Origin of the sequence: Microbacterium sp. NPDC058342, assembly GCF_042723935.1 — a bacterium.
Classification (GTDB): domain Bacteria; phylum Actinomycetota; class Actinomycetes; order Actinomycetales; family Microbacteriaceae; genus Microbacterium.
Genome location: NZ_JBHXID010000002.1, coordinates 542,998 through 563,121 on the forward strand (window position 1 = coordinate 542,998; position 20,124 = coordinate 563,121).

Annotated in this window: 18 protein-coding genes; 11 read left to right on the forward strand and 7 right to left on the reverse strand. The window is 70.7% G+C overall.

Annotated elements, in window-relative coordinates:
• Positions 1-91 precede the first annotated feature (91 nt).
• From ACFWHT_RS12470 to ACFWHT_RS12480, 3 genes are read right to left on the reverse strand one after another with little or no spacing between them, the layout of a single operon-like run.
• Positions 92-358 (reverse strand): Txe/YoeB family addiction module toxin, encoded by a 267-nt coding sequence (locus ACFWHT_RS12470; RefSeq protein ID WP_378828970.1) that lies wholly within the window; start codon positions 356-358, stop codon positions 92-94.
• Positions 355-603 (reverse strand): type II toxin-antitoxin system Phd/YefM family antitoxin, encoded by a 249-nt coding sequence (locus ACFWHT_RS12475; protein WP_378828972.1) that lies wholly within the window; start codon positions 601-603, stop codon positions 355-357. The genes ACFWHT_RS12470 and ACFWHT_RS12475 overlap by 4 nt, the downstream gene beginning before the upstream one ends.
• 51 nt (positions 604-654) lie before the next feature.
• Complete coding sequence (locus ACFWHT_RS12480) at positions 655-5,241, reverse strand: ATP-dependent helicase (RefSeq protein ID WP_378828974.1); 4,587 nt, start codon at positions 5,239-5,241, stop codon at positions 655-657.
• Between the two features lie 51 nt (positions 5,242-5,292).
• Here ACFWHT_RS12480 and ACFWHT_RS12485 point away from each other — a divergent pair, with 51 nt between their 5' ends.
• The gene (locus ACFWHT_RS12485; protein WP_378828976.1) at positions 5,293-5,907 is read left to right on the forward strand and encodes a hypothetical protein; all 615 of its coding nucleotides are present in this window, start codon (positions 5,293-5,295) and stop codon (positions 5,905-5,907) included.
• A gap of 8 nt (positions 5,908-5,915) precedes the next feature.
• Here the strand turns inward: ACFWHT_RS12485 and ACFWHT_RS12490 are convergent, their stop codons facing one another.
• Positions 5,916-6,098: a PspC domain-containing protein gene (locus tag ACFWHT_RS12490; protein WP_378828978.1), complete on the reverse strand. Its 183-nt coding sequence runs from the start codon at positions 6,096-6,098 to the stop codon at positions 5,916-5,918.
• 38 nt (positions 6,099-6,136) lie between these two features.
• The gene (locus tag ACFWHT_RS12495) at positions 6,137-7,801 is read right to left on the reverse strand and encodes an ABC-F family ATP-binding cassette domain-containing protein (RefSeq protein ID WP_378828981.1); all 1,665 of its coding nucleotides are present in this window, start codon (positions 7,799-7,801) and stop codon (positions 6,137-6,139) included.
• 320 nt (positions 7,802-8,121) lie between these two features.
• Between ACFWHT_RS12495 and ACFWHT_RS12500 the strand changes: the two genes are divergently transcribed.
• Positions 8,122-8,382, forward strand: coding sequence for a hypothetical protein (locus tag ACFWHT_RS12500; protein WP_378828983.1), 261 nt, complete (start codon positions 8,122-8,124; stop codon positions 8,380-8,382).
• Here ACFWHT_RS12500 and ACFWHT_RS12505 read toward each other — a convergent pair.
• Both ACFWHT_RS12505 and ACFWHT_RS12510 read right to left on the reverse strand, forming a co-directional pair.
• On the reverse strand, positions 8,379-9,029 hold the full coding sequence (locus ACFWHT_RS12505) for an alpha/beta hydrolase (RefSeq protein ID WP_378828985.1): 651 nt from the start codon (positions 9,027-9,029) through the stop codon (positions 8,379-8,381). The genes ACFWHT_RS12500 and ACFWHT_RS12505 overlap by 4 nt on opposite strands.
• A complete protein-coding gene (locus ACFWHT_RS12510; protein WP_378828987.1) occupies positions 9,026-10,342 on the reverse strand; it encodes an MFS transporter in 1,317 nt (438 codons plus the stop codon). The genes ACFWHT_RS12505 and ACFWHT_RS12510 overlap by 4 nt, the downstream gene beginning before the upstream one ends.
• 192 nt (positions 10,343-10,534) lie before the next feature.
• Here ACFWHT_RS12510 and ACFWHT_RS12515 point away from each other — a divergent pair, with 192 nt between their 5' ends.
• From ACFWHT_RS12515 to ACFWHT_RS12555, 9 genes are all read left to right on the forward strand, one after another.
• Positions 10,535-11,107, forward strand: coding sequence for a TetR/AcrR family transcriptional regulator (locus tag ACFWHT_RS12515; RefSeq protein WP_378828989.1), 573 nt, complete (start codon positions 10,535-10,537; stop codon positions 11,105-11,107).
• Entirely contained in the window at positions 11,104-12,531 is a 1,428-nt protein-coding gene (locus ACFWHT_RS12520) for an amidase (RefSeq protein WP_378828991.1), read from the forward strand. Before ACFWHT_RS12515 ends, ACFWHT_RS12520 begins: the two co-directional genes overlap by 4 nt.
• Before the next feature lie 8 nt (positions 12,532-12,539).
• A complete protein-coding gene (locus tag ACFWHT_RS12525; RefSeq protein WP_378828993.1) occupies positions 12,540-13,475 on the forward strand; it encodes an alpha/beta fold hydrolase in 936 nt (311 codons plus the stop codon).
• Between the two features lie 26 nt (positions 13,476-13,501).
• On the forward strand, positions 13,502-14,098 hold the full coding sequence (locus tag ACFWHT_RS12530; RefSeq protein WP_378828995.1) for an NUDIX hydrolase family protein: 597 nt from the start codon (positions 13,502-13,504) through the stop codon (positions 14,096-14,098).
• A gap of 122 nt (positions 14,099-14,220) precedes the next feature.
• Positions 14,221-15,705 carry an APC family permease gene (locus tag ACFWHT_RS12535; RefSeq protein WP_378828998.1) on the forward strand — a complete coding sequence of 495 codons (1,485 nt, stop codon included), beginning with the start codon at positions 14,221-14,223 and terminating at the stop codon, positions 15,703-15,705.
• A gap of 80 nt (positions 15,706-15,785) precedes the next feature.
• The gene (locus ACFWHT_RS12540; protein WP_378829491.1) at positions 15,786-16,514 is read left to right on the forward strand and encodes a gamma-glutamyl-gamma-aminobutyrate hydrolase family protein; all 729 of its coding nucleotides are present in this window, start codon (positions 15,786-15,788) and stop codon (positions 16,512-16,514) included.
• A 24-nt stretch (positions 16,515-16,538) separates the two neighbouring features.
• Positions 16,539-17,303: an SDR family NAD(P)-dependent oxidoreductase gene (locus tag ACFWHT_RS12545; RefSeq protein ID WP_378829000.1), complete on the forward strand. Its 765-nt coding sequence runs from the start codon at positions 16,539-16,541 to the stop codon at positions 17,301-17,303.
• On the forward strand, positions 17,300-18,673 hold the full coding sequence (locus tag ACFWHT_RS12550) for a glutamine synthetase family protein (protein ID WP_378829002.1): 1,374 nt from the start codon (positions 17,300-17,302) through the stop codon (positions 18,671-18,673). The genes ACFWHT_RS12545 and ACFWHT_RS12550 overlap by 4 nt, the downstream gene beginning before the upstream one ends.
• Before the next feature lies 1 nt (position 18,674).
• Positions 18,675-20,117 (forward strand): aldehyde dehydrogenase family protein, encoded by a 1,443-nt coding sequence (locus tag ACFWHT_RS12555; protein ID WP_378829004.1) that lies wholly within the window; start codon positions 18,675-18,677, stop codon positions 20,115-20,117.
• Positions 20,118-20,124: the final 7 nt, after the last annotated feature.

Here is a 20,124-nt window from a genome sequence, read left to right on the forward strand (position 1 = left end):
CCGCCGACGCGACCGTCCTCGTTCGGTGGGGATCCGCAACACGTCGTCAGCCGTGGTCTTCATCCAGCCAGCCGATCTCAGGCGTGATCCCTCAGTAGTGGTAACGCGCCTGCAGGATCGTCACAGAGCGGTCATCTGCGATGTACACGAGCCGGTTCGCCTCATCGACCCGTCTCGACCAGGCGCCCGCGAGGGCATGCTTCAACGGCTCAGGCTTGCCGATGCCGTCGAACGGGTCGTCGCGCAGCAGATCCACGATGAGCAGATTGATGCGCTTCAGAGTGCGTCGATCCTGGCTCTGCCAGTAGACATAGTCCTCCCACGCCTCGCCGGTCCAGGCGAGAAGGCGATCTGTCATTCGTCGATCAGGTCGTGCTCAGTGACGCTGCCGACGCGCGCGCTCTCGAGAGCCGACAGCAGACGGCGAGCATTCTCAGGCGAGCGCAGGAGGTAGCTCGTCTCGATGAGGGAGTCGTACTCGTCTTTCGACATGAGTACAGCTGAGCCACGCTTCGACATGATCTCGATCTCAGAATGGTCGAGATTGACACGCTCGATCAGACCGAAAAGATCTCGACGTGCTTCGCTGGTGGTGATGGCCATATGGATCCCCTCTTGTACCGGATATGGTACCACTTGCACGGGTTTCGTTCGTCACACTGCCTTGCGGAGGGCGTAGCCACGCGGTGTCGCGACGAAGCCGGCTTCCTGCAGGGCGAGCGCGAAGGGCGTTCCGTAGACCCCGGCGCCGTTGATCTTCTCGACCGTGAGCGTCTCGAGCCGGCGCGCGCGGGACGTCGCGACGAGATCGGATGCCGCGGCCCGCAGCGTCTCGGAGTCGTCGTCGAAGGCCAGCACGGTTCGGCCGCCGCGCTCCAGATACAGCACGAGCGCGCCGTCGACGAGCACCACGAGCCCGCCGGCCTTGCGGCCCGGGCGGTGCGAGACCTCGCCGAGCCTCGGCCAGGACAGGGCGGCACCATAAGGGTTCGCCGGGTCGGTCGCGGCGAGCGTGACGGCGCGGCGGGGCGGCGGGTCCGCGAGCCCGGCGAACGTGCGCAGCCGGTCCACCGTGGTGGATGCCGCGAACTGGGCGGCTCCCAACTTCTCGATCACGTAGCCGCGACGGCAGTGACCCGCCTCTTCGAAGCCGGCCAACACGCGGTACGCCTGCGCGAAGCCGCCCGGGACGCCCTCGGCCTGCACGGCCCCTCGGGTGACGACCCCGTACCGGTCGAGCAGCAGGCCGGCGGTCACGGTCGCTCGGCGTGCGGCATCCGGGTCGGTATCGGGCAGCACCGCCCAGCGTCCGCCGAAACCGGTCGATGAGGGGCGCTGCACGGGTCTCGCGAGGGAGATGCCGCGATAGGTGCGGGTGCGCGGCGCCCGCCGTGTGGTCTTGTGCGCCTGGGAGCCGCCGGCGATCAGTGCTCGCACCGGCGAGAAGGTGTCGTTCGTGACGTGCCCCTGCCAGGTGAGGGACCACAGCGCATCGAGTACGGACTGCTCGTTCTCGGCATCCGTCATCGCCCTCAGAGCACCCGCGAACGACGCTCCGCTGAGCCGCAGGACATCGAGGATCCGCTCCTCCAGCGAACCGGCGGACGGCGCCTCCTCCGGGAGGGGCAGCGTGAACGGCGCGAGATCTGCCGGATGCAGGGACACCCAGCCGTCGCGACCGGGCAGCGCGCCATGGCCCGACCAGACCACTTCGCCGGCGGCGGTGAGCTCGTCGAGCAGCGCCGGCGTGTAATCGCGGACCCGCCCGGGCAGCACGAGTGACTCCCAGGCGCTGGCCGGGATCGGCACTCCTGCGAACTGTTCGATCACGCTCAGCACGCCGTCGACGCCCTCGAGCGGCCGGGTGAGATGCTGCCAGTCGGGAAGGAACCGTGCGTACGCCTGCGGAGGAACCGGTTCGACGCTGCCGCGGATGGCGGCGAGCGACCGCATGCGCAGCCGGCGCAGCACTTCGGCATCGCACCACTCCTTGGCGCCGTCGGGGTCGGCGTCAGTCACGGGAAGGAAGAACCCGCTTGCCAGCCGACCCGACGACTCCAGCCGCTGCAGCGTGTGCCGGGCGACGGCGGTGCCGATGCCGAATCGCGCCGCGACGGCATCGCCGGTGAACGGTCCGTGCGTGCGCGCGTGCCGTGAGACGAGGTCGCCGAGCGGGTCGGCGACCGGCTCCAGGAAGGCGACAGGGATGCCCGTCGGCAGCGCCGCCCCCAGGGCGTCTCGCAGCCGGCCGGCGTCCTCGATCACGGCGAAGCGGGAGTGACCGGCGATGGTCACGGGGATCGCGCGCCGGGCGGCGACGAGGTCGGCGAGCAGGTCGGCCGCGTTCTGAGCATCCGCTTCCTCCAGCCGCTCTGCGACCTCTGCGGCGTCGAGTGGCCCGAGCATGCGCAGCAGGTCGGCGACGCCCTCGACTCCGCGCGCTCGGCGCTGCGGGTCGAGGCGCTGCACCTCCCGCTCGAACTGGGCGATCACATCGGGGTCGAGCAGCTCGCGCATCTCGACCGTGCCGAGCAGCTCGCCCAGCAGCGCAGGGTCGACCGACAGCGCCGCGGCGCGGCGCTCGGCGAGGGGCGAGTCGCCCTCGTACATGAACGCGCCGACGTACCCGAACAGCAGGTCGCGCGCGTACGGCGACGGCTGGGCGGGCTCGGTCTCGATCAGGCGGATGCGCCGCTCGGAGACGTCGGTGATGAGGCGGCGCAGCGACGGCAGGTCGTAGACGTCCTGCAGCACCTCGCGCAGCGTCTCGAGGATCACCGGGAAGGTGGGATGCCGCCGCGCGACCTCGAGCAGCTGCGCCGAGCGCTGCCGCTGCTGCCACAGAGGGGTGCGCTTGTTCGGGTTCATCCGTGGCATCAGCAGTGCGCGCGCTGCGCACTCGCGGAAGCGCGAGGCGAACAGTGCCGATCCGCCCACCTCGGCGGTGACGATCTGCTCCAGCTCGTCCGCGTCGAACACGAACAGGTCGGCCCCGGGCGGCTCGGCATCGGCATCGGGGATGCGCACGATGATGCCGTCGTCGCTCGCGACCGCCGATCCCTCCACGCCGAGGCGCTCGCGGACGCGCGCGTTGATGGCCAGCGCCCACGGCGCGTGCACCTTCATGCCGTACGGGGAATGGAGGATGACCCGCCAGTCGCCGACCTCGTCGTGGCCGCGTTCGACCGTGAGAGTGCGATCGGTCGGGAGCGTGCCGGTCGCCTCGCGCTGCTCCGTGAGATAGCCGATCAGGTTCTCGCGCGCCATCGCATCGAGCCCCGCGTCGATCAGGCGCTGCTGCGCCTTCGCGGGGGCTGCGGTCGACACCTCGCGCGAGAAGCGGCCCAGCGCCTCGCCCAGCTCGAACGGCCGGCCGATGCCGTCGCCGTGCCAGAACGGCACCTTGCCCGGCTGGCCGTAGGCCGGGATGACGTTGACCCGGTCGTGGGTGATCTCGGCGATCCGCCAGCTCGTCGTGCCGAGCGTGAAGACATCGCCGACGCGCGACTCGTAGACCATCTCCTCGTCGAGCTCTCCCACCCGGGCGCCCGTGCTCTCGCCGGCGACGAAGACGCCGAACAGCCCCCGGTCGGGAATCGTGCCGCCGCTGGTCACGGCGATGCGCTGCGCTCCGGGGCGGCCGGTCAGTGTTCCGGCATCCCGATCCCACACCACCCGGGGGCGCAGCTCGGTGAACTCGTCGGACGGGTACTTGCCGGCGAGCAGGTCGAGCGTCGCCTCGTACGCCGAGCGCGGCAGCGTCTGGAACGGCGCGCTGCGCCGCACGGTCTCGAACCACCCCTCGACCGGGATCGCATCGAGGGCGCACGCGGCGACGGTCTGCTGGGCGAGGATGTCGAGCGGATTGCGCGGCACGGCGATCGCCTCGATCTGCCCCTTCAGCATCCGTTCCGTGACGATCGCGGTGTGCAGCACGTCTCCGCGGTGCTTGGGGAAGAGCGAGGCGCGACTGACCTCGCCGACCTGGTGACCGGCGCGGCCCACGCGCTGCAGTCCGGATGCCGCCGACGGCGGCGCCTCGACCTGGATCACCAGATCGACGGCGCCCATGTCGATGCCGAGCTCCAGGCTGCTAGTGGCGACGACGCAGCGCAGGACGCCGGACTTCAGCTCCTCCTCGACGATCGCCCGCTGCTCCTTCGACACCGAGCCGTGGTGGGCCTTCGCGAGCACCGGGTCGGCGCCTGCCGTGGCGCCGGCCTGTGCCATCATGGCGGCCGGCGGCGCGGCGTTCTCGGGAACCGGCACCCCGATCCGCTCCGCGTAGATCTCGTTGAGCCGCCCGGTGAGCCGCTCGGCCAGCCGGCGCGAGTTCGCGAACACGATGGTCGACTGGTTCTCGAGCACCTTGTCGACGATGGCCTCTTCCACGTGCGGCCAGACCGAACCGGTGACCTCTGTGTACTCGGCGTCCGCAGCATCCGCGGGAGACGGTGCGCCCGGGGGCGGCGGAGGGTTGCGCATGTCCTCCATCGGCACGACCACGCCCAGCTCGAAGGTCTTGACCGCGCGCGGGGCGACGATCTCGACCGGCGCCGAGCCGCCCAGGAACCGCGCGACCTCGTCGATCGGGCGGACGGTGGCGGACAGGCCGATGCGCTGGGCCGGCTCCTCTGCGCCGCGCGACATGCGCAGGGCGTCCAGCCGCTCCAGGCTCACCGCGAGGTGAGCGCCGCGCTTGGTCGCCGCCACCGCGTGCACCTCGTCGATGATGACCGTGTGAACGCCGCGCAGCGTCTCGCCGGCGCGGCTGGTGAGCATCAGATACAGCGACTCGGGTGTCGTGATGAGGATGTCCGGCGGGTCGCTGACCAGCTTGCGCCGGTCGCTCGAGGTCGTGTCACCGGACCTCACCCCGACCGTGACCGCCGGCACCGGCACTCCGAGACGGCGGGCGGACTGCCCGATGCCGACCAGCGGTGACCGGAGGTTGCGTTCGACGTCGACGCCCAGAGCCTTCAATGGCGAGATGTAGAGGATGCGGGTGCGCGGTGCGCCGTCGGCATCCGCGGTTCCGTCCGCCCGCTCCCGGAACACGCTGTCGATGGCCCAGAGGAACGCGGACAGGGTCTTGCCCGAGCCGGTGGGTGCGACCACCAGGGCGTTGCGCCCCGCCGAGATCGCCTCCCACGCCCCCGACTGGGCGGACGTCGGCGCGTCGAACGCCCCGCGGAACCAGTCCTGGGTGGCGGGGGTGAACCGATCGAGCACATCGCCCATCCCTCCATCATGAGGCAGGGCACCGACACGGGGGCGCGATAGCGTGAGCGGATGGACGATGCCGAGTTCACCCGCCTCTACGGCGAATGGGTCCGGCGGACCCCGGAAGACGTCCGTGACTTCTTCGACGGCTATCCGGGCGTCTGGTGGATCGCCGGTGGCTGGTCCCTCCAGGCGTTCACGGGCGTCCGACGCCACCACGAGGACATCGATCCCGGCATCCTGAGAGCACAGCTGCCACTGATCCGCGCGCATGCGCAGGGGCGGCTGGATCTGTGGGCGGCGTCATCCGGCGCGCTGAAGCCGGTGGCATCCGACGATCCCGCCGACCTGCCGGACGGATGCGGCCAGCTGTGGTCGCGACGCAGCGCCGCCGACCCGTGGGAGTACGACATCCTGCTCGGCCCGGGGGACCCGGTCGAGTGGCAGTACAAGCGGGACACGCGCATCCGGATGCCGATGACCGGTGCCCTCTGGGAGCGCGACGGCATCCGCTACCTGCAGCCCGAGATCCAGCTGCTGTACAAGGCGAAGGGCCTGCGGGCGAAGGATCAGGCCGACTTCGACGCGACCCTGCCCTTCCTGGACGAGCGACGCCGGTCGTGGCTGGCGGACGCGCTGGAGCGCACGCTGCCCGGGCATCCGTGGCTCGACCGGCTCGCGTGACGCCGGCGTCAGTACTCGTTCGGGATGACGATCCAGAGCAGCACGTAGGCCCAGAGCGACAGACCCGCGAACAGCACCGCCAGCACCGTGACGATGCGCACCGTGGTGGGGCTGATGTCGAAGCGACGCGCGACGGCCGAGCAGACGCCGGCGATGACGCGGTCCTGGCGGGATCGGACGAGGGAGCTCATTCCCCCATCCTGCCCGCCGGGAACGCGGGGCGAAACCCTCATGCGATCTCGGTCAGTCCACCCTCGGCATCGAGCTCGAGCGTCAGGTCGAGATCGAGCCGCGACAGGAACGCGTCGTCATGGCTGACGACGAGCACCGCACCGCGGTAGGCGCGCAGCGCCTGGACCAGCTGGTCGACCGTGTCGAGGTCGAGGTTGTTGGTCGGCTCGTCGAGCACCACGAGCTGCGGCGCCGGGTCGGCCAGCAGCAGCTTCGCCAGCGCCACCCGGAACCGCTCACCGCCGGAGAGCGCGCTGACCGGGCGGTCCATCGTGCCCCCGCGGATGAGGAAGCGGGCCAGCCGGTTGCGCAGCTCCTTGTCGGGCACCCGCGGTGCGGCCGCGGCGATGTTCACCACGACGGACGCCTGCTCGTCGAGCCCGTCCACGCGCTGGGAGAGGTACCCGATGCGATCGGTGTGGGTTTCGCAACGCCGGAGGACCGTCTGCAGTTCCTTCGGAACGGCCGGTTCCGGCCGTGGTCCGTCCGGATCTCCGGAGTCGTGGACGGAGCCGTCGACCAGCCGGCGGAGGAGGGTCGTCTTGCCCACGCCGTTGCGCCCGATCAGCGCGACGCGCTCGGGCCCCTGGATCACCCAGGATCGCTCCGCGTCGCCGATCGTCGCGATGCGCCGCGAACCCGGGATGCCGGGATCGGGCAGCTCGATCCTCATCGAGTCGTCGTCCCGGATGCGGCGGCCGGCCTCCTCCCGCGCCTGACGGGCGGCATCCTCCTTCTCCCGCACCTCGGTGCGCAGCCGGCCCGCCGAGACCTGTGCGGCCATCTTGCGGCCGTTCGCGATGATCTTCGGCACGCGCTTCTCCTCGAAGGCCTTGCGTCCCATCTGCGCGCGATGCGCGAGCTTGGTCTCGGCCTCGATGCGCTGGCGCTTCTCCTTCTTCAGCGCCTGGGCGGCATCTCGTTCGGCCTGCCGTGCCGCGTCCTGCTCGGCGTCCAGCCAGGCACGCCACTCGGAGTACGGTCCGCCGAAGACGCTCAGCCGGCTGCCGTACAGCTCTGCGGTGTCGTCCATCAGGTCCAGCAGTGCGATGTCGTGGCTCACCACGATGAGGGCTCCCTTCCAGCTGCGCACCATCTCCGCCAGGCGGCGGCGCGCTTCGCGGTCGAGATTGTTGGTGGGCTCGTCGAGCAGGGTGATGGGCGCGCGCCGCAGGCGGATGCCGGCGATCGCGACGAGCACCGCCTCGCCGCCCGACAGCTCGCCGACGGTGCGGTCGAGGAACGACGGGTCGAGCCCGGCCTCGGCGAGCGACGCCTCGGCGCGCCCTTCGATGTCCCAGTCGTCTCCGACCGCATCGAAGTGCGCCGGGTCGACGTCGCCCGCGGCGATGGCGCGCACGGCATCGAGCGGCGCGGCCACTCCGAGCAGGTCGGCGACGCGCCGGCCCGTGTCGAGGGTGAGCCGCTGCGGCAGGTACGCCACGTCGTCCGTGCGGATGATCTGTCCCGAGGTGGGGGACAGCCCGCCGGCGATCAGGCGCAGAAGCGTGGACTTGCCGGCGCCGTTGCGTCCGACGAGCCCGGTGCGGCCCGAGCCGAACGACCCGGAGAGGCCGTCGAGGGCGACGGACCCGTCGGGCCAGATGAAAGTGAGTGCGTCGAGGACGACGGACGCGGTGGTGAATGCGGTCGGTGATGACATGGGCGACTCCCGGAATGTGTGGGGGTGCGCGGATGCCGACGCGGCCCGAGTCGCCGGCGGACGCGTCGCGGAGACGCGGGCTGGCGGATGCCTCGGGGCGGGCCCTCGGCCTCTGGAGAGGCCTGCGGTGCGGAAGGATCGTCGGATCAGCGCAGGGATGATTGCGCGGAGAGGCGACGATTCAGATCAATGGACTTCCAGACACGGCGGACAGGACCAGATGACTGTACCGGCGGTCGCGGGATCGTGCAACCAGGGCGTGTCGCGATATCCGCCGTGAGGGGGATGCCCGGCGGCCGCCGTGACCGTACGGTGGAGCCATGGATGACAGGCAGCCGAGTTCACACGAGATGCGCACGCGGCTCGGCTGGGGAGCCGGGATCGCCGTCGGCATGGGCGTCGGGGTCGCGCTCGGCGTCGCTCTCGACAACATGGGGGCCGGGATCGCCATCGGCCTGGCGATCGGGATAGCGCTGATGGGTGCCTTCACCGGCGCCGGGTCGAGAGCGCGGCGGGATGAGCGTTCTGTGCCGCCGCAGGACGACGACGCCGGCGACCCGCCTGCCGGCGACGGGCGTTAGCCGAGGGCATCCTTCCACTGCGTGAGGAACACCCGCACGTCGGAGAGCTCCTGCTCGGAGATCGAGTGGGTCAGACCCGGATAGACGCGTCCGGAGAGCTCGGAGTGGTCCGGCAGCCACTGCGCCGTGTGGTCGACGAGCTGAGCGGGGATGACGTCGTCGTGCGTGCCGCGTCCCCAGAACACGGGCGGCTTCCGATCCCTCAGGGTGTCGTCGTGCGGCAGATCCCCCGGGGCGGCGTACCCGCTCAGGGCCACCACCGCGTCGACCTTGTCCGGTGCCAGCCGCAGTGCCTGCAGCGACACCGCCGCGCCCTGTGAGAAGCCGAGCAGAGCGATGGATGCCGCATCCTCCGCCTCGGCCTCGAGCCAGCGCAGCAGGGATTCGGCGGCGGTCGTGATGCCGGCGGCGTCGCGTGTGTCCAGCGAGTCGATCGGATACCAGGAGCGTCCGGGCATGGGCCAGGGCGGAGTCAGCGGTGCGGCGACCGATGCGATGGCCAGGCCGTCGGGCAGGTACGGCGCCAGACCGAAAAGGTCGTGCTCGTCGGCGCCGTACCCGTGCAGCAGCACCAGCAGGGGTCGGCCGTCGCGCTCCCGGTGCATCCACCGGGTGAGGGTCTCGTCTATCGCGAGGTGATCGGTCACGCCACCATCTTGGCATCCGCGCCGTTCGCCGCCGAGGCGCCATCGGGCACGTCCTCGGGGACCGGGAGCCGGCGGGTGAGCCGTCCGAGCACGAGGAACAGCGCCGCCGAGCAGACGGCCGCGAGCACGCCCACCCAGGCCATCGCGCCGCCCAGATCGCCGCCGGTGCGCTCGGACACCGCGGCGACCAGGCTCGGCCCGAGGCTGAGGCCGGGGCCGATGCCGAGAAGGATGAGCGCGCCGCCGGCCAGTCCGCGCATCTGGTTGGGCAGGTAGAGCATCAGGAACGCCGTGACGGACGTCCCGATGACGCCGGCGGCGATCATGCCCACCGTGAACAGGGTCACAGCCGCCGCGGTCGAGGGCATGATCGCGAGCGAGGTCGAGACGCCCAGCAGGAGCGCGGCGATGACGGTCGCAGGCGTGCCGCGCCGCCGCCGTCGGCGGGCGCGCTCGGCCAGCCAGCCCGCGAGGACCGCGCCCGCGACGCCGCCGACCAGCGTCACGGCTCCCGCGATGCCGCCGACCTCCGCTTCGCTGAGCCCGTACAGCCGGATGAAGGCGGGCGCCGTCCACACCTGCAGCACCGACCCCGCGATCATCGCGAACGCGTAGGCGGCGAACAGAGGCCACAGGGTGCGGGTCTGGCGGCCGAGACCGCCGAGCAGTGCGCCTGCAGCCGAGAAGCCGGTCTCGCGCTCGGTGCGCGCAGGTTCGCGGAAGCCGAGGTAGAACGGGATGAGCAGCACGCCGGCCACGCCGAACGCGAGCACCGTCAGCCGCCAGGGGGCGACATCGGCCAGGCCGTCCATGGCGGCGAACACGACGCCTCCGAGTGCGAAGCCGAGGGCGGCGCCGATGTACTGTCCGACGACCAGGGCGCTGATCGCCCCGCTTCGCCGCCGTCGGCTCGACAGATCCGCGATCAGGCTGAACGGTGCGGTGACGAGCACGGCCTGCACGGCTCCGATGATGGCCTTCGCGACGACCAGCATCGCGTATCCGGGCGCTGTCACGATCAGCACCAGTGCGCCGGTCCACAGCACGAGTGCGATGAGAATCATCCGTCCTCGGTCGAATCGATCGACCAGCAGGCCGACAGGGATCGCGCAGAGCGCGTAGGCGAGCGTGGGCACGGCGCCCTGCAGCAGCCCCAGCTCGCCATCCGAGAAGCCGAGGTCCTGGCGGATGGGCTCGATGAGGAGGCTGATCAGGCTGGTGTCCATCAGCAGCAGCGCAGAGGTGAGGATCAGCAGTGCGATCGGGCCGACGCGCTCTCCGGCGCGCCGTGCAGAGGGGGTTTCTGACGCCATCGTCATGACCTTTCGGAGGGCCCTCACGGCTTCGAACCGTTGCGGACGGGCCAAGGATTCGCAACGACGTGTAGCGCAAAATTAGACGCAAATCGATCCGGGCACAAGAGGACAGCCGTTTGACCTTGCGGTCGGTGAGGAAGTCCGCCTACGATTGCCGCTACTGGTTGTAGCGAAACAAAGAGGTGCGCCGTGGGCCGTCCCCGTGATCCCGATCTCGAGCAGCGTCTGCTGGACTCGGCCTGGAAGCTCGTCACGACGCGCGGCTATGCGGCGCTGTCGTTGTCGCAGGTCGCCGCGGATGCGGGTGCCCACCGCACCGACGTGTATCGGCGGTGGGCGACGAAGGCACGACTCGTGGCCGAGGCGATGGCTGTGCACCTTCCGCCGATCACCGCATTCGACACGGGCTCGCTGCGCGGCGACATGCGCCAGTACCTGGAAGGGCTGTGGCAGTCCTGGTCGTCGCCGTGGATCGACGGCGTGATGGGAGTTCTCTCGGATCTCGAGGGCGATGCCGGGGCCGAGGCCGCGTTCGCCTCGCTGAGCAGACGACGCGCGCAGCCGATGCGCGATGCGATCGTCCGCGCGATCCAGCGCGGAGAGGTCTCGGACGTGCCCGACCTGGCCCTGCTCGGCGACCTGCTCGAAGGCCCGATCATGCACCGCCGGATGATCGGCCGGCAGGTCATGACCTCGGCCGATCTGGATGCCCTGGCCGCTGCCGTGCACGGTCTCATGATCGAGAAGACGGTCGCCCGGTGACCCGGCTCCACGATCTCACCGCGGCGGCGCAGCTGCGCGCGCTGCGCTCTCGCGAGATCAGCTCCCGCGAGCTGACGCAGCACTACCTCGACCGCATCGATCGTCACGCGCACGGGCTCGGCGCCTTCGCGACGGTGAGCGCCGACGTCGCCCTGCGGGAGGCCGAAGAGGCGGACCGGCTGCTGTCCGAGGGTGCGTCCGGGCCGCTGACCGGGCTGCCCATCGCGATCAAGGACCTGCAGGCGACCGAGGGAGTGCCGACCTCGGCCGGGTCCCGCGCGCTGATCGGCTTCGTGCCCGCCGAGGACGCATGGGCGGTCGGCGGCATCCGCAGGGCCGGCGCCGTTCTTCTGGGCAAGTCGACCGCCTCGGAGTTCGGCGCCACCTGCTACACGGATGACGAGATCGCCGGGGCACCGGCTGTGACGCCGTACGACACCGGCCGCTACGCCAGCGGTTCGTCCAGTGGTGCGGCGATCGCGGTGGCGGCGGGCCTGGCATCCGTGGCGCACGGCAGCGACGGGGCGGGCTCGATCCGCACGCCGGCGGCGACCGCGAACCTGGTCGGCGTCAAGCCCAGTCGCGGGCTCGTCAGCAGCGCGCCCGCCACGGCGTTCCTGGCGACGACGATCGAGGGCCCCCTCGCGCGGACGGTCGAGGACGCAGCTCTGCTCCTGGACGTGATGGCCCAGCCGTGGTCCGGGGACATCTACGCCTGGCGGGCATCCGCTTCGTTCGCCGATGCCGCGCGGGACGGCGAGGTCCGGCCGCTGCGGATCATCACCTGGAGCGAGAGCGGCCTGGAGCGGATGCCGATCGATCCGTCCCTCGTCCGCGCCGTGCGGCGCACGGCCGAGATGCTTCGCGGGATGGGGCATGAGATCCGCGAGGTGCCCGTTCCGGCTCGCCTGGATCCGCCGGTGGTCGATGCTCTGCGGACCTGGCTGACCTCCTCCGTGGGATTCGCCGTCGACGCGGTGGTGCCCGCCGGTCGCCGCGACCTCGTCTCGCCGCTCACCGCGCACCTCACCGCTCGCGCGGCCGAGTTGTCGGCGGCCGACGTCCTCACGGCGCAGTCGGTGCTGGCGCGATACGCCAGCACCTTCCTCGAAGCGTTCGAGGACGCCGACGCCGCGCTGACACCGACGACGGCAGCCCCTCCCGTCAGAGTCGGGCATTTCCTCGAGGACGGCCTCGACCAGGTCCTCGACCGGATGCTGGACTGGTCCTGTCCGACGCCGTGGGTGAACCTCACCGGTCAGCCCGCCGTGTCGCTGCCGGCGGGATTCGACGAGGCGGGGCTCCCGCTCGGGGTTCAGCTGATCGGCAGGCCGCGCGCCGACGCCGGCCTGCTCGCCCTCGCCGCGCAGGTGGAAGCGGCGGCCCCCCATCACCAGACGCACCCGCCGGTCTGGTCGGAATGAGAGAGACCATGATGTCGAACCACCCCACGCCGCAGCCGAAGCCCCTGCACCCGGGGGCCGGCCTGTCCGAGCGCCCCGTGCGACTGCCCGATGGGCGTCGGCTGCGCACCGTCGTCGCCGGTCGGGGGCCGGGGCCGCTGGTCGTCTTCGAAGCCGGGATGAGCGCGCCCGCCGCGGAATGGGTGACCGTCCAGCGCATGGTGGCCGCCGATGCGAGGACCCTCGCCTACGATCGTGCCGGGTACGGCGGCAGCGATGACGACGATCACGACCGCACCCTCGAACGCCTGGCGGATGACCTGAGAGCGCTCCTCGACGTGCTCGATGAGCGCGCACCCGTCGTCGTCGTCGCGCACAGCTGGGGCGGGCCGATCGTGCGGGTGTTCGCAGATCGGCATCCCGACCGGGTCGCCGCCGTCGTGTTCGTCGACTCGACGCTCTCCGTGGCGATCCAGCCGCAGCACGCCGCGCAGCTCAGGCTGTCGTTCCGGCTGACGTCCCTGCTGATCCGGCTCCGATTGGTCGGTCTGATGCGCAAGAGCCTGCTGCCGTACGGCCCCGGCGACGGCGTCACCGAGGACGACATGACGGTGCTGTGGCGCGACTACGCGTCGGTGCGAGCGATGCGCACCGGTCGGCGCGAGGCCGAGCACATCGCCGCGGCGCGTGAGCGGATGCTCGAGCTCGAGGCGGCCGGTGTTCCGGACGTGCCGGTGATCGCTCTGCAGGCCGGGCGCCCGGCCGGGGGAGCGGTGGCGCGGCGGTTCCGTGCGGAATTCGATGCGATGGCGCGGCGGCTGGTCGAAGCGCAGCCCCGGGCGGAGCTGCGGATAGTCGACGACTCCGGGCACCTCATTCCACAGGAGCGCCCCGATGCCGTGCGCGAGGCGATCATGGACGTCATCCGGCGCGCGGCGCAGCCGCCGGATGCCTCGAAGGAATGACGGTACGAGGCTGGTAGAAATGACACATGGCGGTGCGCACTCCAGACCCCGACCCGGATCCCGAAGAGGAGTTCGGCGGGTTCGGCGACGCCGCTCCGCTGCCGGGCAACCCGGCCTGGCTCAGTGACGTCGAGCTCGAAGAGGCCCGCAGGCGACTGCCCATGCTCTACGTCGAGGCGATCCCGGTGCGCACCGACGGGTCGGGACAGGTGACCGCGCTGGGGGCGCTGCTGCGCTCGACGCCCCTCGGCGAGATCACGCGCACGATCGTGTCGGGGCGGGTGCGCTACGGCGAGACGATCCGCGATGCGCTGTTCCGGCACGTCGAGAACGACCTCGGCCCGATGGCCTTCCCCCTGCTGCCCGCATCGCCCGCGCCGTTCGCGGTGGCGGAGTACTTCCCCATCCCCGGCGTCAGCGCCTTCCACGACGATCGTCAGCACGCTGTGTCTCTGGCGTTCGTGGTGCCGGTGACGGGCACGTGCGAGCCGCGCCAGGACGCTCTCGAGGTGACCTGGTTCTCGCCGGAGGAGGCGGCCTCCGATGCGCTCTCCGCCGACATGGAGGGCGGCCGCGGCACGCTCCTGCGCCAGGCCCTGGCGCATCTCGGCCTGCTGCGCTGAGCGGAGGCCGAGGCTGTTCCTCTCCCTGCCGGGATGCGCGCGTCGCGGTTGACTCTTGCGTTGTCACGCGTCAATGGACTATGAATTAGACCATTAGCCCATTCAGCAGAAGGACGCCCGACATGGACACTTCGACAAAGACGTCGCAGCCTGCGGAACACCTCCGCGAGCGCAATCTCCGTGGCAACATCGGCGCCGTGGCCGTCACCTTCATGGTGATCGCCGCCGCCGCTCCCCTGACCGTGATCGGCGGCCTGGTGCCGATCGGCTACCTGGTGGGGAACGGCATCGGCTTCCCCGTCATGTTCCTCGTCGCAACCGTGATCCTGCTCCTCTTCGCCGTCGGTCTCACGGCGATGAGCCGGTTCCTGCCCCGCGCGGGTTCGTTCTTCGTCTTCGCCACCCACGGTCTCGGGCGCACACCCGGCCTCGCCACCGCCTACCTCGCCCTCGTCTGCTACACGACCGTGCAGATCGCGGTGTTCTCCTATCTCGGCGCGACCCTCAGCTCGAGCATCGCGCTCGTCGGCGGACCGGAGATCCCGTGGTGGGTGTTCACGCTCGCATCCGTGGCCATCGTGGGGGCACTCGGCTACCGACGCATCGAGCTCAGCTCCCGCGTGCTGGTCGTCGTGCTGCTCGCCGAGATCGGCATCGTCGTGCTCCTCGGCGTCGTGATCCTTCTGACGGGGGGTGCTTCGGGTGTGACGTTCGGATCGTTCGTGCTGCAGAACATCCTCTCGGGCGCGCCCGCCCTCGGCCTCATGTTCGCGATCGCGAGCTTCATCGGATTCGAGTCGACCGTGGTCTACCGCGACGAGGTGCGAGACCCGGAGCGCACGATACCGCGGGCCACCTACGCCTCCGCCATCGTCATCGGCGCCTTCTATGCGTTCGCGGCGTGGACGATCGTCGTCGGCTTCGGCGAAGACGCGGTCATCGACGAGGCCGCTGCCGACCCGACGACGCTGATCACCCGCGTCACCGAGCAGTATCTGGGTCCCGTCGGATCGGTCGCGGTGGCTCTGCTGTTCCTCGGAAGCATGTTCGCGGCGGTGCTGTCGCTGCACAACGTGCTCACGCGCTACCACCATGCGATGGCGAACGCGCGGGTGCTGCCCGACCGGCTCGGTACGGTGCACGCTCGCCACGGCTCGCCGCACATCGCCTCGATCGTCCAGGTGACCACGTCCGGAATCGCCATCATTCTGCTCGCAGTCATCGGCTTCGCTCCGGAGAACATCTTCTCGTGGTTCGCAGGCATCGGAACCCTCGCCATCGTCGTGCTGATGGCCGTGACGTGTCTGGCGGTGATCGTCTACTTCGCCCGTACGAAGGCGCTGCGCAGTCCGTGGCACACGATCATCGCGCCCGGTCTGGGCTTCCTCGGCCTCGCTGTCTCGGCGATCCTCATCGCCGCCAACTTCCCGCTGCTGGTGAGTGATGTCGATGCCGAGGGCAATCCGGCCTGGGGTGCCGTCAGCATCACGCTGATCGCCGTCGTGGTCATCGCCCCGGTCATCGGGCTGATCCAGGCGGCGATCATGCGCACGAGGGCGCCGCAGGCGTACAAGCAGATCATGCATCGGTTCGACGAACAGGCCTGACCGGCGCCGCGCCGCCGAACACCGCACACACGAAGGACGACATCATCAGCATCCACGCCCTGCCCCGGCCCCTCATCGGCATATCCGGACGGCGCCTGCGCGGCACCGCGATCGGTGCACCGCACGGCTTCGCGGACGCACCGCTCGAGGCGTACCTCAGCGAGTACGCGACCTCCGTGCTCGGTGCCGGCGGATTGCCTCTGCATCTGCCCATGGACGCCGCTCCCGACGAGCTCGTCGCGCGCCTGGACGGCGTGGTCATCGCCGGGGGAGAGGATGTGGACCCGCGCCGCTACGGTCAGGCTCCCGGACCCTTCACGCCGCTGATCGACCCGCAGCGCGACGAGTTCGAAGCCGGGTTGATCGAGGCCGCGATCGACCGGGGCGTCCCCCTGCTCGGCGTCTGCCGCGGGGCGCAGCTGCTCAACGTCGTCCGCGGCGGCACACTGCACCAGCACCTCGCGCACGGCGAAGGCGAATCCCACGGCTCGTACGCGTACCCGCGTGCGCACCGCGTGCACGAGGTGCGCACCGCGGCAGGCAGCGCCGTTCAGGAGCTCTACGGCGAGACCACACGGGTCAACTCGTTCCACCACCAGGCCGTCGACCTGCCGGGCCGCGGCGTCATCGTCACCGGTTGGGCCCCGGACGGCGTGCCCGAGGCCATCGAACTCGAGGGATCCCCCGTGCTGGGAGTGCAGTGGCATCCCGAGACCTTCGATGCCGACCCGATCTTCGGATGGCTGGTCCAGCGAGCGGCCGCGTACGCGACGCTCGGAGCCGCATCCGCCGCGCAGACCGTCGCCTAGCCGCGACAACGACAAGGAGAAGAAATGCGACACGCAGACAAGAACGCGCTCATCACCGGCGCAGGATCGGGCATCGGCCGTGAGACGGCTCTGCGCCTGGCGGGCGAGGGCGCGCGCATCCTCGTGACCGATGTGTCGGCCGACGGCGCAGCGGAGACCGTGCGCCTGATCGAGGAGGCAGGCGGCTCGGCGCTCTCGGCGGTGGTCGACGTCCGCTCGCGCGAGCAGATCCGGGCCGCCGTCGATCTGGCCCGTGAGGCGTGGGGGTCGCTGCACCTGCTCGTGAACAACGCCGGGGTCGTCACCGAGCACTCCTTCGAGACTCTGACCGAGGAGGCCTGGGACTTCGTCTTCGACATCAACCTCAAGGGACAGTTCCTCGTCGCGCAGGAGGTCGCGCCCCTCATCGCCGAGTCGGGTGGCGGCGCCATCGTGAATCTCTCGACGGTCGAGGCGCTCGTCGTCGTGACCAGCACGGGCACGGCCCAGCCGCACTACAACGCCAGCAAGGGCGGGGTCCCGATGCTCACCAAGGCGCTCGCCGTCGAGCTCGCAGGCAAGAACATCCGCGTCAACTGCGTCGCGCCCGGCCCGATCGCCACCGACTTCTTCGACTACGAGAGCGTCACGAGTGCGGAGGCGCTCGAGTTCATGAAGCAGCGGCTGCTCGTGCCGCGCGTGGGCCAGCCCGCCGACATCGCCGCGGCCGTGTCCTGGCTGCTCAGCGAGGAGGCGTCGTGGATCGACGGCATCCAGCTCCCCGTCGACGGAGGGTGGCTGACGCGATGATCGACGATGTGCGCCTCGCGCCCGAAGACCTGACGGCGGCCGGCATCCGCACGGTGATCGTCGCCACTCCCGACATGCAGGGCCGCCTCGTCGGGCGGCGGATCCCCGTCGAGGGCTTCGGGCGCGTCGTCGAGAACGGGGTCGACATCTGCACGTGCGCCTGGGCATGGGACATCGATCAGGGCCTCGAGCTCATCGACGCGAACAGGTTCGCCCTGTGCGGCATGCACAACGGCGTGCCCGACGTGACCCTGATCCCCGACCTGGAGACGCTGCGACCTGCTGCCTGGCTCGAGGGCGTCGCGATCTGCCTCGCGGATCCGGTCGACGTGCACACGCATGAGCCGATGGCGATCTCTCCGCGGGTCATCCTGAAGCAGGAGCTCGCCCGCATCCGCGAGACCGGGCTGACGCCGCTGGCCGGCACCGAGCTGGAGTTCTACCTCTTCCGCAACGACCCACGTGAGCTGCGCCGCTCCGGATTCCGCGATCTCGACCCGACGACCCTCACGCCGTCGGACTTCATGATCCACGAGGGCAATCTCTACGAGCCGTTCTTCCAGAAGCTGCGCTCCGACCTTCGCGCCAGCGGCATCCTCGTCGAAGCGGCGCAGAGCGAGTGGGGTCTCGGGCAATGGGAGATGACCTTCGAGTACGGCGACCCTCTCGAGATGGCCGACCGCCACTCGCTGTACAAGCTGGCCGTGCGCGACACCGCCGCTCGCGCCGGCATGTCTGCGACGTTCATGGCGCGGCCCCTGAACGACCAGCCCGGATCGTCCTGCCACGTGCACGTCTCCTTCGTCGACGACGAGGGCGCGGCGGTGTTCTGGGACGAGTCAGCGTCCGACCGTCTGAGCGCACGGATGCGTTCCGCGATCGCCGGAGCCCTGAATCATGCTCCTGCGCTCATGGCCTGGTACGCACCGACCGTCAACTCCTACCGCCGCAGCAACTCGACGGACGTGGCGGGCAGTGGGCGCACCTGGGGCTTCGACAACCGCACGACGACGGTCCGGGTCGTGGGCCACTCGTCCCGGGCGCTGCGGTTCGAGTTCCGGCTGCCCGGCGCGGACACGAATCCGTACTTCGCGCTGGCCGGCATTCTGGCCTCCGCACGCGACGGGATGCAGAAGGGCTCCGCTCTGGGCGACCCGGTCAGCGGGAGCGCATACGACCTTCCCGGTGACGACGCCATGCCCGCGGATCCGCGGCAGGCCGCCGCGCTCTTCGCGGAGAGTCCGCTCGTGCGGGAGATGCTCGCGCCCGAACTGATCTCGCATCAGAAGATCCTGCTCGAGCACGAGTGGACGACGTTCATGTCCCGCGTCTCCGACTGGGACCTGCACCGTTACTTCGATCGGATCTGACATGACCTATCCCGCCCTGCGCACCTGGATCGGCGGTGTCGCCGAGGACAGCCCGGAGCACGACGGCTCCTGGCTTCACGACCCGAACACCGGGGAGCAGCTCGCGCCATCGGCGTCGAGCTCGCTGGACCAGGTGGACCGGGCCGTCGCCGCCGCCGCTCGAGCGCACGACGACGGCCGCTGGCGGGGACTCGGACCCGAAGAGCGCGCCGATCGGCTGGAGAAGCTGGCCGCCTGGCTCGACGACCGCGCCGAGGAGATCGCGCACCTCGACGCACTCAACAGCGGCGTGCCGATCACCGTGACGCGACTCTTCGGCGGCGCCAACGGCGCGACACTGCGAGACGCAGCACGTCGCGCGACGGCGTCGGGCGATGTGCGCGATCTGCCCGCGGAACAGGGCGGAGTGCGGCTCCACCGGGTGCCGTGGGGGCCGACCGCGCTCATCCTGCCGTGGAACGCCCCGAGTGCCATGGCGGTGAAGAAGGCGGCCTTCGCCCTCGCCGCGGGGGCGACCATCGTGCTCAAGCCGTCGTCCTTCTCGCCGTGGAGCGCCCAGGTGCTGATGGAGGGAGTGCGCGAGTCGGGCATCCCGGAGGGGGTGGTCGGACTCGTGCAAGGCGGCGGTGCGATCGGAAGGGCACTGGTCGCCGACGAACGCGTCGCTGCGATCTCGATGACGGGATCCACGCCGACGGGACGTGCGATCGCCGCCACGGCGGCGCCGCGGTTCGCCCGACTCCAGCTGGAGCTCGGATCGAACAACGCCGCTGTCGTGCGCAGGGATGCTGATCTCGCGCAGGCCGCGAAGGCGATCGCCGACGGCGTGCTCAAGCTCTCGGGGCAGTGGTGCGAGGCTCCGCGGCGGGTGCTCGTCGATCGCGCGCGTCGGGGCGAGCTCGCCCATCTGCTCGTCGAGGAGTTCGGTCGCCGGGTGATCGGGTCCAGTCTCGATGACACGACCGAGGTCGGCCCGGTCGCCTTCGCGGATCGCCACCGTGAGCTGGCCGAGCAGCGCGAGCGCCTCGCGCAGCGTGGTGCCGAGCTCCTCCAGGTCGCGCAGGTCCCGGCGCAGGGCTGGTTCTTCGCGCCGACGGTCGTCGTGCTCGACGGTCCGGGGCTCGCCGAGGAGGTGTTCGGTCCGATGCTGCTCGTCGGCGGCTATGACGACGAGGACGAGGCGGTGCGGCTCGCGAACACCGGCCAGGTCGGGCTCGCCGGCTACGTGTTCGGCGCCGACGAGGAACAGGCCGCGGCGCTGGGGACCAAGCTCATCGCCGGTGAGGTCAAGGTCAACGGCACCAGTGTCCTCGACATGTCGCCGGCCTCGGCGCAGAGCTTCTTCGGCGCGAGCGGGCTGGGCGGGCACGGTGATGACGATGTGCTTGACTTCTTCGTGGGAAAGCGAATCGTCGGCCGGGACCGGCCCGGGCTTCCCCTCTGACCGGAGG

Coding starts and splice junctions, on each gene's coding strand:
- ACFWHT_RS12470 (WP_378828970.1), bottom strand. CDS start 358: ATGACAGATCGCCTTCTCGCCTGGACCGGCGAGGCGTGGGAGGACTAT.
- ACFWHT_RS12475 (WP_378828972.1), bottom strand. CDS start 603: ATGGCCATCACCACCAGCGAAGCACGTCGAGATCTTTTCGGTCTGATC.
- ACFWHT_RS12480 (WP_378828974.1), bottom strand. CDS start 5,241: ATGGGCGATGTGCTCGATCGGTTCACCCCCGCCACCCAGGACTGGTTC.
- ACFWHT_RS12485 (WP_378828976.1), top strand. CDS start 5,293: ATGGACGATGCCGAGTTCACCCGCCTCTACGGCGAATGGGTCCGGCGG.
- ACFWHT_RS12490 (WP_378828978.1), bottom strand. CDS start 6,098: ATGAGCTCCCTCGTCCGATCCCGCCAGGACCGCGTCATCGCCGGCGTC.
- ACFWHT_RS12495 (WP_378828981.1), bottom strand. CDS start 7,801: ATGTCATCACCGACCGCATTCACCACCGCGTCCGTCGTCCTCGACGCA.
- ACFWHT_RS12500 (WP_378828983.1), top strand. CDS start 8,122: ATGGATGACAGGCAGCCGAGTTCACACGAGATGCGCACGCGGCTCGGC.
- ACFWHT_RS12510 (WP_378828987.1), bottom strand. CDS start 10,342: ATGGCGTCAGAAACCCCCTCTGCACGGCGCGCCGGAGAGCGCGTCGGC.
- ACFWHT_RS12525 (WP_378828993.1), top strand. CDS start 12,540: ATGATGTCGAACCACCCCACGCCGCAGCCGAAGCCCCTGCACCCGGGG.
- ACFWHT_RS12530 (WP_378828995.1), top strand. CDS start 13,502: ATGGCGGTGCGCACTCCAGACCCCGACCCGGATCCCGAAGAGGAGTTC.
- ACFWHT_RS12535 (WP_378828998.1), top strand. CDS start 14,221: ATGGACACTTCGACAAAGACGTCGCAGCCTGCGGAACACCTCCGCGAG.
- ACFWHT_RS12545 (WP_378829000.1), top strand. CDS start 16,539: ATGCGACACGCAGACAAGAACGCGCTCATCACCGGCGCAGGATCGGGC.
- ACFWHT_RS12550 (WP_378829002.1), top strand. CDS start 17,300: ATGATCGACGATGTGCGCCTCGCGCCCGAAGACCTGACGGCGGCCGGC.
- ACFWHT_RS12555 (WP_378829004.1), top strand. CDS start 18,675: ATGACCTATCCCGCCCTGCGCACCTGGATCGGCGGTGTCGCCGAGGAC.